We start from the raw sequence: 14,896 nt of genomic DNA on the forward strand, positions 1-14,896 counted from the left end.
CTCGTATCTTCCTTTCTTTCTTAAAGTTATTTTCCTAAGCAAAACTGAGAAAATAGTTGGTTGATAAGGCTTTCTTGCACAGTGTCACCTATAATCTCACCAAGTAATTCCCAAGTTCTTGTGACATCAATTTGTACCATATCAACTGGAACTCCAGCTTGAGCAGCCGCTATTGCATCCTCAACTGTCGTCTGTGCTTGATGCAATAGTGCAATATGTCTTGCATTTGAAACATATGTTAAATCGCCCGCTTCAATTTGCCCTTCAAAAAACAATGCAGCTATCGCTTCTTCTAACTCTGTAACACCCTCCTCCTGTAAGAGAGAAGTTGTTACAATGCGATGTTTACCTGCTAGCTCTTTGACACGTGCTAAATTAATTTTTTGCGGTAGATCTGTTTTATTGATAATAACGATGTAGTCCATCGCCTCAATAGTTTCGAATAAACGCTCGTCCTCAGCAGTTAACTCATCTGCATAGTTTAATACAAATAATATTAAATCTGCTCCACGAAGCGCTTCTCTCGAACGTTCTACGCCAATTCGTTCAACAATGTCTTCTGTCTCACGAATCCCCGCTGTATCCACTAAACGAAGCGGAACACCGCGTACATTGACGTACTCTTCTATAATATCACGAGTAGTACCAGCTATATCTGTCACTATGGCCTTATTTTCCTGTACTAAGCTATTTAAAAGAGAAGATTTCCCTACATTTGGACGGCCTAAAATAACAGTCGATAAACCCTCTCGTAATATTTTCCCTTGGGAAGATGTTTGGAGAAGTTTAATAATTTCATCTCGTACCCATGTACATTTTTCTACTAAAACAGGTACAGTCATCTCTTCTACATCATCATACTCTGGATAATCTATATTAACCTCTACTTGCGCTAATGTCTCTAGTAAAGCTTGGCGCAAGTCACCAATAAGTCTTGATAATTTTCCATCCATCTGACCCAAGGCAACATTCATTGCTCGGTCTGTTTTGGCTCTTATCAAATCCATTACTGCTTCAGCCTGAGATAAATCAATACGCCCATTTAAAAACGCACGTTTAGTAAACTCACCTGGTTCTGCTAATCTTGCCCCATTCGTTAATGCTAGTTGTAAAACACGATTAACTGAAACCAACCCACCGTGACAATTTATTTCAACTACATCCTCGCGTGTGAAAGTTTTTGGACCACGCATCAATGATAGCATTACTTCCTCTACTACCTCGTTTGTTTTAGGATCCACTAAATGTCCATAATGAATAGTGTGCGAATCCTTTGTCGTTAAACTTTTTCCACCTGGTGATTTAAATATTTTATCTGCAATTGACACTGCTTCGTCCCCACTTAAACGAACGATGGCTATGGCACCTTCACCCATAGGTGTGGATATCGCAGCAATTGTATCAAACTCCATTTAATGACCCCCTTAACGTTATCCACATGTGGATAATCGAAACCGACCAACACTTACTAACACCTTAGACTAACATATTTTCACCAAAATCTAAAGTAAGGATCATTTCCAAATGTGGATAACAACCATTTCTTATAGGACTGAATTTCGACAAAATTACGATTCTTTGCCTCATAAAAAAAGATCACTTTATCGCGATGGATAAAATGACCTTTAAAACTATAGTGTCTGCATGTTTTTGAAAATAATCTAATTGTTTTTGACAGGCTCAATGACTAAATAACGATTTGGTTCTGAGCCTTCTGAATACGTCTCAAGATCAAGACGATTAGCTAATTGATTATGAATTATTTTTCTTTCGTATGACGGCATTGGTTCAAATGCCACACGTTGATTTGAACGTAATGCTTTATCCGCCATTCGATCAGCAAGTAACTCTAAAGCTACTTGTCGACGTTCGCGATAGTTTTCCACATCTAATTTCACCATTAAGAACTGCTTAGCGCTTTTATTGAGCACTAGCTGCGTTAATTGCTGTAAGGAATTCAATGTTTGACCACGTTTTCCGATAAGTAGAGCCGCTTTCTCACTTTTCAGCTGAAAATAAACGTATTTCCCTTCACGTGTCGTAGTTATTTCAAGATCATGTATATCCAATTGCTCAGCAATCGTTACTAAATAAGCTTTTGCATCCTCAATTGGGTTTGCTGAATCTTCTTCCTCATTTAGTTCGTTTACAACTTTTTGTACAGCTTCGATTTCATTTGGTTGATCAGAAACTTGTGAACTTATTGTTTCAACATCATTTACTGCTAATTGTTTGTCTAATTGAGTCGTTATTTGCGATTCGGCTTCTTCACTTTCAATTACCAGAATCTGAACTTCCTTTACAGTAACACGAACTTCTGCAGAACGTGCACCAAAACCTAAAAATCCTTTTTTACCTTCTTGTAAAACTTCAACATCTACTTGTTCACGGGTTTTGCCAAGTTTCTGTAACGCCAATGAGATCGCTTCTTGTGTTGTTGCGCCTATTTGCGTAAGTTGTTTCACTTTTTAGCCCCTCCATTTTGAGCAGGTTGTGTTTTATCTTTATTCCAAGGTTTATAAATATACAGGTTTTGGAAAATCGAAATAATATTCCCGATTACCCAATAGAGTGATAATGCAGCTGGTAAGGCCATACCAAAAGCAATGATCATGAATGGCATAATATACATCATGATTTTCATTTGAGGATTATCCATTGCTGGTCCTGTACGTAATACAATAAATTGCATTAAACCTGCTGTAATTGCTAATGCAGGTGCAGGATCTGCTAGAGGGAAGATAAAGAAATTCCCTAAATCAAATGTAGATGTAGCATTCATACGGCTAATTGCATGATAGAAACCAATTAAAATTGGCATTTGAATGATTACTGGTAAACACCCTGCAAGTGGGTTTACACCTGATTCACTCATCAGCTTCATCATTTCTTGCTGATATTGTTGTTGTGTTTGAGCATCCTTAGAAGCATACTTCTTTTGCAGTTCCTTCAATTTTGGCTGAATTTCTTGCATCTTTTTAGAACTCTTTGTTTGTTTAATCATTAGTGGTAAAATTGCTAAACGAATAATAATCGTTACGGCAATGATCCCCCATGCGTACGTGCCAAGTAGATCAGCAAAATATTTTATCGCTGATACCAATGGCCAAACAATGAATTCATTCCAGAAGCCAGTGCTGTCTTTGGAAATTGGTTCATTGAATTCTGTACAACCAGATAGTAGTAGAGCTACTGATACTAGTGACAAAATTACCCAATGTTGTTTTTTCAACCTTCTTCCCCCTACAATTACTATTCACTTTTTCTAATTCTATATGCATCTTCTTTATTCACTGACTGACAGTTTCCTGCCCTAAAATCTGTGACGTCTGACAGCAGCTTTATCTAAGCTTTAACAAAGATAAAGTTATCAGCTATTTTATCATGCCTATAACGTTTCACTCTACTAAATATTCTCACAATATACACTTATTCCTGAGTTTTGTGGCGAATTTAACATATTTTTAAGTGAAATCTAACGCTAAAAATACCCCTATACGTATATTTTCCTAGGTTATGGTATGCAATTTCACTCTCATTCTTAAAGCTAATAATACAGGCGCATTTTACCACTCGGTTGCATACATTACACTTTCTTCAATACCTTTGCGATTTTTAGTACATGTTGCAAACTTTGTTTCACTTCATGAAAATCCATAGTGGCCGCCGGTTGTCTGGCGATAATAACATAATCCATATTCGTCTTTAGATCATCCTTTAAATCAAGAATACTATGTCGAATATAGCGTTTGATTTGGTTGCGTTTTACCGCATTCCCAAGCTTTTTACTAACCGATAAACCTACACGAAATTCTGTTTGTCCCTCTTTTGCTAAAAAGTAAACAACAAACTGACGATTAGCGAAAGATTTACCTTTTTTAAACACCTTTTGAAAATCATCATTCTTCTTCACTCTTTGGCGTTTTTTCATTTCTTTCACCTGCTAATAGATAATATCTTTTGATCCTCATTTCTTGGTTTACCAAAAATAAAGAAAAAAAAGACCACTGATGTGGCTCAGTGGACTTATTTTATGCTGATAAAACTTTTCTTCCTTTACGACGACGAGCAGCAAGAACTTTGCGACCGTTTTTCGTGCTCATACGTGCGCGGAAACCGTGAACTTTGCTGTGTTTACGTTTCTTTGGTTGGTAAGTACGTTTCATTTATATAGACACCTCCTGATATATGAGTTGAATTTTTCAACATACAGACTCGAATATTATATAAAGTAACTAGTTATTTTGTCAATGTATTTCACAAATTTCTTTTAGGGAGCCATTCTATGTATCTAAATGATTCTACTTTCATCTTCCTCAGCGATCATTTAAATCGTTATTTATAACTTTATCTTAAAAATATTTATCCACAGAGTACTTGTTTTTTTTGCACAGAGTTGTGTATAGTATTTTTTGCATATTTTTTTATCCACAACATTTATCTACAGCTTTTTCACATAAGCAGGGCTTGTGGACAACTGTAAAGTGCATAACTACAAGCTATGTGGATAAGTTTCACAAACTATTGAAATAGCTTTGTTTTTCTGATACGATTACTGTGCTTCACTTTGTTGAAAACTGAAATGAACATTTTAATTATCCACAACTGTTAATATGCTGTGGATAATTTTTATCACAGCCTTTGGTTAACTTTTATCCACAACTTGTGATTATGTGGACGAGTTATAAAATGAACGTATTTACCATTTCTATAAATGCAATTTTTTTTATGTATTGAACACTGTAAAGGAGATTAGTAGCTTGGAACATTTAGAAGAATTATGGAATAATGTCCTGGCTCAAGTTGAACAAAAAATTTCTAAACCAAGCTTCGAAACGTGGCTAAAGTCTACCAAATTACTGTCCTACAATGGCAGTGGTTCCACTGTGACAATTGCTGCGCCAAATTCGTTTGCTCGAGATTGGCTTGAGAATCATTATATTCATTTGATTACAGGTATATTAACGGAGCTTACAGGCGAAGACTTGCTTATTAAATTTGTTGTTCAAAAAAACCAGGATTCGGACGATTTTGATTTGCCGGCGCCGATTATCCAAGCAAAGAATAACGATCACCATGATATTTCACCGGGTATGTTAAACCCGAAGTATACTTTTGATACGTTTGTTATTGGCTCTGGTAACCGCTTTGCACATGCTGCCTCTCTAGCAGTTGCTGAAGCACCTGCAAAGGCTTATAACCCTTTCTTCATCTATGGGGGAGTTGGGCTTGGTAAGACACACTTAATGCATGCCATTGGTCATTATGTTTTAGAGCATAATCCGAATGCAAAAGTAGTCTATTTATCATCTGAGAAATTTACAAATGAATTTATTAACTCTATTCGTGATAACAAAGCACTTGATTTTCGCAATAAGTACCGCAATGTGGATGTACTGCTAATTGATGATATTCAATTCCTTGCTGGAAAAGAATCAACTCAAGAAGAATTTTTCCACACTTTTAATACTTTACATGAAGAATCCAAGCAAATTGTTATATCGAGTGACCGACCTCCAAAGGAAATTCCAACACTAGAGGATCGGCTACGTTCACGTTTTGAATGGGGATTAATAACAGATATTGCACCTCCTGATTTGGAAACACGTATTGCTATTCTTCGTAAAAAAGCAAAAGCAGATGGTTTAGAGGTACCCAATGAAGTGATGCTCTATATTGCGAACCAGATTGACTCCAATATTAGGGAGCTTGAAGGTGCGCTTATTCGCGTCGTTGCCTATTCATCACTCGTAAATAAAGATATTAATGCCACACTTGCTGCAGAGGCACTAAAGGATATCATTCCTAATTCAAAGCCACGGACTGTGACAATATTAGACATTCAAAATGCTGTTGGTGAGCATTTTAGTATACGTTTAGAAGATTTTACGGCGAAAAAGCGTACAAAGTTAATTGCTTTTCCGCGTCAAATTGCCATGTATTTATCACGCGAATTAACAGATTTTTCGCTGCCGAAAATTGGCGAAGAATTTGGGGGACGTGATCATACAACAGTGATTCATGCTCACGAAAAAATATCTTCTTTGTTGAAAAATGACGTCCAGCTTCAACAAGATGTTAAACAAATTCGTAGCATGCTAGGGAAGTAATTACTGTGGACAATCCTACTATTTAAACACAAACTTATACACAGTCTATCTACATGTGGATAGACTGATTTTATTCATAAAAAGGCACTTATCCACAAATCCACAGAGCCTATTACTATATCTTTTTTATTTTATATAAATAAATAATATAAATATGTGAGGGAAAACGAATGAAATTTGATATTTTACGTGACCGTTTATTAGAGGGTTTAAATGATGTCATGAAAGCAGTAAGTTCAAAAACAACTATTCCGATTTTAACAGGGATTAAAATTGATGTAACAGAAGAAGGTATTCGCTTAACAGGTAGTGATGCGGATATTACAATCCAAACATTTATTCCTGTTGAGGAAGATGGACAACAGATTATTCACATTGCAGAAATAGGATCAATTGTTGTACAAGCTCGTATGTTTAATGAAATTGTACGTAAATTACCAACAAATGATGTTGAAATCCAAGTAACTCCTGGTTTCCAAACTCATATTCGCTCTGGTAAATCTGAGTTCCATTTAATTGGCTCTGATGCAGCTGAATACCCATTATTACCAGAATTAACGGAAGATCAAAAATTTACTATTCCTGCTGATCTTCTAAAAACAATTATTCGTGAAACAGTGTTTGCAGTTGCCACTTCAGAAAGTAGACCGGTGTTGACAGGTGTAAACTGGCAGATTAAAAACGAAACATTAATCTGTGTTGCAACAGATAGTCACCGTTTAGCAAGACGCAAGGTGCAACTGGAAAATTTACCAGAAGTTGAGCATAGTGTGGTTATCCCAGGGAAAAGTTTAAATGAGTTAAATAAAGTACTAGAGGATTCTACAAACCTTGTCCAAATTGTTATTACGAGTCAGCAAGTTTTATTTAAAACAGGGGATGTATTATTCTTCTCTCGTTTACTAGAAGGTAATTACCCAGATACTTCTCGCTTAATTCCGGAAGAATATCAAACTAATGTAACGATTAACGGTAAATCTTTATTACAAGCTATAGACCGTGCCTCACTTGTAGCAAGAGGGGACCGTAATAATGTTGTCCGTTTTGAAATATTGGACCACCAAGCAGTTGAGGTTTCTTCTAATTCACCTGAAATCGGTAAAGTACAGGAGGAAATTCCTGTAGAGTCATTAGAAGGGGAAGGTCTGAAAATTTCTTTTAGTGCCAAATATATGATGGAGGCATTGAAGGCAATCGACGGCCAAGATGTAGTCATTCAATTTACAGGCGCAATGAGACCGTTTATTTTACGCTCGGTTCATGACGATGCAATTTTACAATTAATTTTACCTGTACGTACTTACTAAAAATTTAAGATCTGTTAGGATAGTCGCAATTTGCGGCTATCTTTTTTACTTATGGCGAAATTTTAGGTATGATAGAGAGATAGTCAGTCTGTATTTGGAGGGGAACACACTATGCAGGACATTAAAATCGATGAGGAGTTCATCACGTTAGGGCAGCTATTAAAAATATCTGATGCCATTAGTTCAGGTGGAATGGCGAAGTGGTTTTTACAGGAAAATGCTGTATATGTCAATGGAGAATTAGACGATCGTCGCGGTCGGAAATTACGTAACGGAGACGTTGTGAATATACCAGGATGTGGTCGTTTTCAGATCGTAGGACCAACTGGGCAATAAACTATGCATATTGAACAAATAAAACTTACAAATTACCGTAATTATGATGCCTTAGCTTTAAACTTCTCTCCAAAAATTAATGTTTTCATTGGTGAAAATGCTCAAGGAAAAACAAATGTTATGGAGTCTATCTACGTATTAGCAATGGCTAAATCCCATCGAACAACGAACGATAAAGAATTGATACGTTGGGATTCAGACTATGGTAAAATAGAAGGGGCCGTTCAAAAAAGACATGGTATTTTACCGATTGAGCTTACGATTACAAAGAAGGGTAAAAAGGGCAAGATAAATCATATAGAGCAAAGTCGCCTTAGTCATTATATTGGCCAAATGAACGTCGTAATGTTTGCACCAGAGGATTTAAACGTTGTAAAGGGTAGTCCGCAAATACGCCGACGTTTTATTGATATGGAGATTGGGCAAATTTCGCCTGTCTATTTACATGATTTAGTAACCTTTCAAAAAGTTTTAAAACAACGTAACCATTTCTTAAAGATGAACCAGGGCAAGTCCATGTCAAATGATGTGATGTATGAGGTTTATAATGAACAATATATTCATGCAGCTACCCAAATTATTCGTAAAAGATTTCAATTTATGGATTTATTGCAGGAATGGGCTGAACCTATACATGCAGGTATATCACAAGGGAAGGAAACGCTCGTTATAAAATATCGTACGGTAGCTGGAATAGAAAAAGAACATTCTTCTAGCAAAATTGAAAATACTTTACATCAAAAATTGATGGAAGCAAGAGAACGTGAATTTGACAGAGGTGTGACGTTAGTTGGTCCACATCGTGATGATTTGCAGTTTTTAGTAAATGGCTATGATGTGCAAACATATGGCTCGCAAGGACAGCAGCGTACAACCGCGTTGTCTTTAAAACTTGCTGAAATTGAATTAATTAAACAAGAAACAAATGAAACACCCATACTACTTTTAGATGATGTCTTGTCGGAACTCGATGATTATCGTCAATCGCATTTATTAAATACCATTCAAGGTGAAGTGCAAACCTTTGTCACAACTACAAGTGTTGAAGGAATTCATCATGAAACGATGGAGCAGGCCCAACTGTTCCACGTGAAACAAGGTGCGATTGAAAAAAGTTAGCCAGGGTAGTTTTTTAGATTACAAAAGAATGGTAATAGTCAGCTCGGTTGACTGTTCATTCATTTACACACAATGATGTTATGAAGGAGTAGATGAAAGCCGTGGCTATAGAGAACGAAGGTTTACAAAACCAAGCTTATGAGGCCGATCAGATACAGGTATTAGAAGGTTTAGAGGCAGTACGTAAAAGACCAGGGATGTATATCGGTTCAACAAGCTCAAAAGGGTTACACCACTTAGTGTGGGAAATTGTTGATAATAGTATCGATGAAGCTCTGGCAGGATTTTGTACAGATATACAAGTAACAATAGAAAAGGAAAACTGGATTCGTGTAGAAGATAACGGTCGTGGTATTCCGGTCAGCATTCAAGAAAAGATGGGTAAGCCTGCTGTTGAAGTTATCATGACGGTTTTACATGCTGGTGGTAAATTTGGCGGTGGAGGCTACAAAGTTTCAGGTGGTCTACATGGAGTAGGGGCATCTGTTGTTAATGCTCTTTCTGTTGAAACAATTGTGCAAGTTCACCGTGAAGGTCATATTCATGAAATTAAATTCCAACGTGGAAAAACGATACAAGAACTAAAGATTATTGGCGATACAGATCGTAATGGAACAACAACACGTTTTAAAGCGGACCCAGAAATTTTTAAAGAAACTACTGTTTATGAGTATGATATTTTAGCTCATCGTATTCGTGAATTGGCTTATTTAAATCGTGGTATCAAAATTACCATTGCCGATGAGCGTGAAGGTGAGGAGCGTTCAACTACATATCACTATGAAGGTGGTATTCGTTCATATGTTGAGCACCTAAATCAATCTAAAGAGCCTATTCATGATCCGATTGATGTACTTGGAGAAAAAGATGGTATCTCGGTTGAAATTGCTATGCAATATAATGCCGGATTCTCTTCAAATATTTTTTCATTTGCTAATAACATTAATACGTATGAAGGTGGTACACATGAGTCTGGTTTTAAAACAGCTCTTACACGCGTCATTAATGATTACGCACGAAAAGGTGGATTGTTAAAAGAAGCTGATGCCAATTTGACAGGTGAAGATGTACGTGAAGGCTTAACTGCTATTGTCTCTATTAAACATCCCGATCCACAATTTGAGGGGCAAACAAAAACAAAGCTAGGGAACTCAGAAGTAAGTCAAATTACTAACTCTTTATTCTCAGATGGCTTTGAACGTTTTATGTTGGAAAATCCAACTGTTGCTCGCAAAGTCGTTGAAAAAGGTTTAATGGCCGCTCGTGCACGTGTCGCAGCCAAAAAGGCACGTGAGTTTACCCGTCGTAAAAATGCACTTGAAGTGTCAAGTTTACCTGGTAAATTGGCAGATTGTTCTTCAACGAATCCAGCTGAATGTGAAATCTATATTGTTGAGGGTGATTCTGCGGGAGGATCAGCTAAATCAGGACGTGATCGTCACTTCCAAGCGATATTGCCTTTGCGTGGGAAAATTCTCAATGTTGAAAAGGCACGCTTAGATAAGATTTTATCGAACGCAGAAATCCGTGCCATGATTACAGCGTTCGGTACTGGTATTGGAGAAGAGTTCAATTTAGAAAAGGCCCGTTATCATAAAATCATTATTATGACAGATGCCGATGTTGATGGGGCGCATATTCGTACATTGCTTTTAACATTCTTCTTCCGTTTCCTTCGTCCACTTGTAGAGGCAGGCTATATTTACATTGCACAGCCACCACTTTATCAAGTAAAACAAGGTAAGCATGTTGAATATTGCTATGATGATGAAACATTAAAAGAAATTTTAGAACGACTACCAAAAATGCCAAAGCCGAATGTACAACGTTATAAAGGTCTTGGTGAAATGAATGCTGAACAACTTTGGGATACTACAATGGATCCAGAGCACCGTACATTATTACAAGTAGAATTAGATGATGCAATTAAGGCTAACCAAGCATTTGAGCGTTTAATGGGCGATGAAGTTGAACCTCGTCGTCAATTTATCGAGGAGAATGCCGTTTACGCTAATTTAGATATCTAATTTTTCTTGAGAGGAGGTCTACACTTTGTCAGAACAAGAACGCTCCGGAGTTAAAGGAATTAATATTACAGAAGAAATTGAAACATCCTTTCTTGATTATGCAATGAGTGTAATTGTTTCACGTGCATTACCTGATGTACGTGATGGATTAAAACCAGTACATCGTCGTATTTTATATGGGATGCAGGAGTTAGGAAATACAGCAGATAAACCTTACAAAAAATCAGCACGTATTGTTGGGGATGTTATGGGTAAGTACCATCCACATGGTGACTCTTCCATTTATGATGCTATGGTACGTATGGCGCAGGATTTCAGCTATCGTTATATGCTTGTTGACGGTCATGGGAACTTTGGTTCTGTTGATGGTGATGGAGCGGCAGCTATGCGTTATACAGAATCACGTATGTCTAAAATTGCGATGGAAATGCTACGTGATATCAATAAAGACACAATTGACTATACAGATAACTATGATGGCTCTGAAAAAGAACCGGTTGTTTTACCAAGTCGTTATCCAAACTTATTAGTAAACGGTGCTGCAGGGATTGCCGTTGGTATGGCTACAAATATTCCACCTCACCATTTGGGAGAAACGATTGATGCGGTTATAGCACTTTCTGAAAACCCAGCGATTACTACAGAGGAATTGATGGAAATCATCCCTGGTCCAGATTTTCCTACTGGCGGATTAATTTTAGGTCGTAGTGGTATTCGTAGAGCCTATGAATCTGGCCGTGGTTCTATTATTATTCGTGCCAAGGTGGAAATTGAGCAAAAGGCAAATGGTAAGGAAACTATCCTTGTTCATGAATTACCATACCAAGTAAATAAGGCTAAGCTGATTGAAAAAATCGCAGAGCTTGTCCGTGATAAAAAAATTGATGGTATTACGAATTTACGTGATGAGTCAGACCGTCGTGGTATGCGGGTAGTTATCGAGGTACGAAAAGATGCAAATGCAAATGTAGTTTTAAATAATCTATACAAACAAACAGCTATGCAATCAAGTTTTGGTATCAATATGCTGTCATTAGTAAATGGTCAGCCAAAGGTATTAGGCTTAAAAGAAATGCTATACCATTATTTAGAGCACCAAAAAGTTATTATTCGTCGTCGTACAGAATTCGATCTTCGAAAAGCGGAAGACCGTGCACATATTTTAGAAGGCTTACGAATTGCATTAGACCATATTGATGAAATAATTGCGATTATTCGTGGTTCACGTAGTGGTGAAGAAGCGAAGCCTCAATTAATGGAGCGCTTTAATTTATCAGAGCGACAAGCTCAAGCAATTTTAGATATGCGTTTAGTTCGTTTAAGTGGATTAGAGCGTGAAAAAATTGAAGCAGAATATCAAGAGCTTCAAGTTCTGATCGCTGAATTAAAGGCAATTTTAGCGGACGAAGCTAAAATTGTTGATATCATTCGTACTGAAATTTTAGAGCTGAAAGACCGCTATAGTGATACACGCCGTACTGAAATTACTTCTGGCGGTATTGAAATGATTGAAGATGAGGATTTAATTCCTGTTGAAAATTCAGTGGTTACTTTAACGCATAACGGCTATATTAAACGTTTAGCTGCGAATACATATCGTAGTCAGAAACGCGGAGGTCGTGGCGTTCAGGGAATGGGTACAAACGAAGATGACTTTGTAGAGCATCTTATGAATACATCTACACATGATACAATTCTATTCTTTACTTCCAAAGGTAAAGTATTTAGAGCGAAAGGTTACGAAATTCCGGAGTATGGTCGTACAGCTAAAGGGCTACCGATTGTTAACTTGCTCAATATCGATAAAGGCGAGAAAGTAACAGCTATGATTCGTGTTGGATCGTTTAATGAAGATGCGTACTTTATCTTTACAACTAAAACGGGTATTACGAAACGTACACCTGTATCACAATTTGCCAACATTCGTACAAATGGTTTAATAGCTATCAGTTTACGAGAAGATGATGACCTTATTTCTGTTCGTTTAACAGATGGGGATAAGCAAATTATCATTGGTACACGTGATGGCATGCTTGTTCGTTTCCAAGAAGATGATATTCGTTCTATGGGACGTACAGCTGGTGGTGTACGAGGTATTAAACTTCGTGATGGTGACGAAGTAGTAGGTATGGAGATTGTTGAACCAGGACAAGAAATTTTAGTAGTTACTGAAAAAGGTTATGGTAAACGTACTTCTGAAGATGATTATCGTTTACAAAGCCGTGGTGGCGTTGGTTTAAAAACAATGCAAATTACTGATAAAAATGGTCCGATGGTGGCTGTGAAAACAGTTGATGGTTCAGAGGACCTTATGCTTATTACTATTAACGGTATGCTTATTCGTATGGATGTTAATGATATTTCATTAATTGGGCGCAGCACACAGGGTGTTCGTTTAATTCGCCTAGGTGATGAAGAATTGGTTGCAACCGTGGCTAAGGTTGAAAAAGAAGAAGAGTCGCTTGAAGACGAAGAGGAAATAGAGGAATAATTTAAACCGATGACGACAGCGTACATGTCGTTCATCGGTTTTTTATTATAAATAATGAAAAATAAGTAATTATTTTGAATTACATGATAAAATAAAAGTAACCTTATTTGAAGCAAGTTAAAGTGGAGAGGTGTTCATTTCATGGAAACAATAAATGTTCCGATTTCAGAGTTAGGCGTTGGTAGAGTAATTTCTGAAGATATTTTTGCTAATACACAGTATCCTATCATCTTTAAAGATACAATGATTTCCCATGTACATTTACAAGTTTTTCAGGCATTTAATATTTTTAACGTCCCTGTTTATAAAAATCAAAACGATATTCGTACGGAAAAGAAAGAAATAGAAGTAGAAGTAGTAGTAGAGGACATTCCGACTTTTAGAAAGTCTTATAATCATTCTATTGAACAATTTAAAAAGGAATTTAAAAATTGGGAAGCGGGTGCTAAAGTAGATATCGCCAAAGCAAGAACCATTATATTGCCTTTGGTAGAAATGGTCCTGGAAGATCGAACAATTATTTTTGATTTAAATGAATTTTCTAACCCTAAAGATTATTTATATCACCATAGTGTAGCAACAGCTTTGATTTCCTCTGTAGTTGCTCAAAAGTTGGGCTATGATAGAGGGACAACAATTCAAATTGCAATAGGTGGCCTATTAGCTGATTGTGGAATGGCTAAAGTACATCCCCGTATTCGAGATAAAAAGACACCTCTTACTGAGCAGGAGTATGATGAAATTTATAAACACCCAATTTATAGCTATAACATGGTGAAGGATCTCACCATTTTAAAAGAAACTATGAAAGAGGCAATATTCCAACACCATGAACGTTTAAATGGCAGCGGGTATCCGAAAGGCGAAAAGATCGCTAATATTTCTATTTTTGCGCAAATCATTGCAGTGGCAGATGTATTCCATGCTATGACATGTGAACGAGTATACAGGTCAAAGCAATCATCGTTTAAAGTAATAGAAATGATTAATGAATCTGAGTTTGGTAAGTTTGATATTAAAGTGGTACGTGCATTAATCGATATTGTTGCGGATCTCCCTATTGGTACAATTGTTGAACTTTCTAATTTAGAGCGTGGAGAAGTCATGTTTGTAAATAAGTTTGCTCCAACACGTCCACTTATTAAATTAGTTCATACAGGTGAAATTTTTGATTTAGGGAAAAATCGCAGTTTTTATATTTCTCGAATCATTACTAATTAGTAGAAAGGCAAGCCATAATTTTGGCTGCCTTTTTCATTCATATTAAGGATAATAAAGTGGAGAGGTATACTGTTAGATAAAGTAAAGCGCCTGCAGTTTCCAACTTTCTCTTCTACAAGCAATATAATATTTTTACTTAGAATCTAGTGTCTGAATCGCTAAAATATAATCTATTGAATTTTTTTAGATAATATGTTGACATAGTTGTCGAATCTTGATATTATTAATGAGTCGCCAAGAGGTGACACTGAAATAAACAACAGGAACCTTGAAAACTGAACAAGC

Annotated in this window: 12 protein-coding genes; 7 read left to right on the plus strand and 5 right to left on the minus strand. The window is 36.7% G+C overall.

What is annotated here, in order from left to right; translation table 11 throughout:
* Nucleotides 1-26 precede the first annotated feature (26 nt).
* The 5 genes from mnmE to rpmH all read right to left on the minus strand — a co-directional run bounded on the left by mnmE (nt 27) and on the right by rpmH (nt 4,166).
* The gene (gene mnmE, locus B3D94_RS06565; protein WP_291755878.1) at nt 27-1,412 is read right to left on the minus strand and encodes a tRNA uridine-5-carboxymethylaminomethyl(34) synthesis GTPase MnmE; all 1,386 of its coding nucleotides are present in this window, start codon (nt 1,410-1,412) and stop codon (nt 27-29) included.
* A 249-nt stretch (nt 1,413-1,661) separates the two neighbouring features.
* Nucleotides 1,662-2,465: an RNA-binding cell elongation regulator Jag/EloR gene (jag, locus tag B3D94_RS06570; protein WP_069483098.1), complete on the minus strand. Its 804-nt coding sequence runs from the start codon at nt 2,463-2,465 to the stop codon at nt 1,662-1,664.
* Nucleotides 2,462-3,232 carry a membrane protein insertase YidC gene (gene yidC, locus B3D94_RS06575; protein ID WP_036121922.1) on the minus strand — a complete coding sequence of 257 codons (771 nt, stop codon included), beginning with the start codon at nt 3,230-3,232 and terminating at the stop codon, nt 2,462-2,464. Before yidC ends, jag begins: the two co-directional genes overlap by 4 nt.
* Nucleotides 3,233-3,586: 354 nt before the next feature.
* Nucleotides 3,587-3,931, minus strand: coding sequence for a ribonuclease P protein component (gene rnpA / locus B3D94_RS06580; protein WP_069483097.1), 345 nt, complete (start codon nt 3,929-3,931; stop codon nt 3,587-3,589).
* Between the two features lie 100 nt (nt 3,932-4,031).
* Nucleotides 4,032-4,166, minus strand: coding sequence for a 50S ribosomal protein L34 (rpmH, locus tag B3D94_RS06585; RefSeq protein ID WP_004233310.1), 135 nt, complete (start codon nt 4,164-4,166; stop codon nt 4,032-4,034).
* A gap of 594 nt (nt 4,167-4,760) precedes the next feature.
* Between rpmH and dnaA the strand changes: the two genes are divergently transcribed.
* The 7 genes from dnaA to B3D94_RS06620 all read left to right on the plus strand — a co-directional run bounded on the left by dnaA (nt 4,761) and on the right by B3D94_RS06620 (nt 14,611).
* Nucleotides 4,761-6,110, plus strand: a complete 1,350-nt coding sequence (dnaA, locus tag B3D94_RS06590; protein WP_025115702.1) for a chromosomal replication initiator protein DnaA — start codon at nt 4,761-4,763, stop codon at nt 6,108-6,110.
* A 170-nt stretch (nt 6,111-6,280) separates the two neighbouring features.
* On the plus strand, nt 6,281-7,417 hold the full coding sequence (gene dnaN, locus B3D94_RS06595) for a DNA polymerase III subunit beta (protein WP_069483096.1): 1,137 nt from the start codon (nt 6,281-6,283) through the stop codon (nt 7,415-7,417).
* Nucleotides 7,418-7,528: 111 nt separating this feature from the next.
* Nucleotides 7,529-7,753 carry a S4 domain-containing protein YaaA gene (gene yaaA / locus B3D94_RS06600; protein WP_069483095.1) on the plus strand — a complete coding sequence of 75 codons (225 nt, stop codon included), beginning with the start codon at nt 7,529-7,531 and terminating at the stop codon, nt 7,751-7,753.
* A gap of 3 nt (nt 7,754-7,756) precedes the next feature.
* Nucleotides 7,757-8,872, plus strand: a complete 1,116-nt coding sequence (recF, locus tag B3D94_RS06605) for a DNA replication/repair protein RecF (RefSeq protein WP_069483094.1) — start codon at nt 7,757-7,759, stop codon at nt 8,870-8,872.
* Between the two features lie 92 nt (nt 8,873-8,964).
* Nucleotides 8,965-10,899, plus strand: a complete 1,935-nt coding sequence (gene gyrB / locus B3D94_RS06610) for a DNA topoisomerase (ATP-hydrolyzing) subunit B (protein WP_069483093.1) — start codon at nt 8,965-8,967, stop codon at nt 10,897-10,899.
* A 25-nt stretch (nt 10,900-10,924) separates the two neighbouring features.
* Nucleotides 10,925-13,390, plus strand: coding sequence for a DNA gyrase subunit A (gene gyrA / locus B3D94_RS06615; protein ID WP_069483092.1), 2,466 nt, complete (start codon nt 10,925-10,927; stop codon nt 13,388-13,390).
* A gap of 141 nt (nt 13,391-13,531) precedes the next feature.
* The gene (locus tag B3D94_RS06620) at nt 13,532-14,611 is read left to right on the plus strand and encodes an HD-GYP domain-containing protein (protein ID WP_069483091.1); all 1,080 of its coding nucleotides are present in this window, start codon (nt 13,532-13,534) and stop codon (nt 14,609-14,611) included.
* The last annotated feature ends 285 nt before the right edge of the window (nt 14,612-14,896 follow it).

Source organism: Lysinibacillus sp. UBA5990, from assembly GCF_002429815.1.
GTDB classification, from domain to species: Bacteria; Bacillota; Bacilli; order Bacillales_A; family Planococcaceae; genus Lysinibacillus; species Lysinibacillus fusiformis.

Coding starts and splice junctions, on each gene's coding strand:
- rnpA (WP_069483097.1), bottom strand. CDS start 3,931: ATGAAAAAACGCCAAAGAGTGAAGAAGAATGATGATTTTCAAAAGGTG.
- B3D94_RS06620 (WP_069483091.1), top strand. CDS start 13,532: ATGGAAACAATAAATGTTCCGATTTCAGAGTTAGGCGTTGGTAGAGTA.
- yaaA (WP_069483095.1), top strand. CDS start 7,529: ATGCAGGACATTAAAATCGATGAGGAGTTCATCACGTTAGGGCAGCTA.
- recF (WP_069483094.1), top strand. CDS start 7,757: ATGCATATTGAACAAATAAAACTTACAAATTACCGTAATTATGATGCC.
- gyrB (WP_069483093.1), top strand. CDS start 8,965: ATGAAAGCCGTGGCTATAGAGAACGAAGGTTTACAAAACCAAGCTTAT.
- dnaN (WP_069483096.1), top strand. CDS start 6,281: ATGAAATTTGATATTTTACGTGACCGTTTATTAGAGGGTTTAAATGAT.
- rpmH (WP_004233310.1), bottom strand. CDS start 4,166: ATGAAACGTACTTACCAACCAAAGAAACGTAAACACAGCAAAGTTCAC.
- mnmE (WP_291755878.1), bottom strand. CDS start 1,412: ATGGAGTTTGATACAATTGCTGCGATATCCACACCTATGGGTGAAGGT.